The 375-nt window shown below is 60.3% G+C and carries 1 protein-coding gene; it reads left to right on the top strand.

The window, feature by feature from the left end:
* Nucleotides 1-375, top strand: a 375-nt coding sequence (locus tag AACY19_RS27520) for an immunoglobulin-like domain-containing protein (protein WP_339454653.1), incomplete at both ends; no start/stop codon positions are given.

Here is a 375-nt window from a genome sequence, read left to right as displayed (position 1 = left end):
ACCATTGAAATCGGCAAGACTACCGGCACCGTGACCTTCACCGCGCCGAACGATGCACTGACCGGTCAGGCGTCGCTGGGTAATTCGATCACGGGTGTAAGCGGCGGCAACTACGAAAACCTGGTGGCCGACAAGACACCGGTTTCAACCACGGTCACTGACACCGTCGACACCACTGACCTGTCGCTCAGCGCCACCAACTCCGTAGCCGAGGGCGGCTCGATCATCTACACCGCGACGCTGACCAACCCGGCTGGCTCGCCGGTGACTGTGACCCTGTCGAACGGTTCGATCATTACCATCGAAACCGGCAAAACCACTGGCACCGTCACTGTTCCAGCGCCTGCCGATGACGTCTACAAAGACGCCGGCAAA

The organism is Pseudomonas sp. EA_5y_Pfl2_R50, from assembly GCF_963970475.1.
In the GTDB taxonomy this organism is placed as follows: domain Bacteria; phylum Pseudomonadota; class Gammaproteobacteria; order Pseudomonadales; family Pseudomonadaceae; genus Aquipseudomonas.
This window is presented reverse-complemented; position numbering and strand designations above follow the sequence as displayed.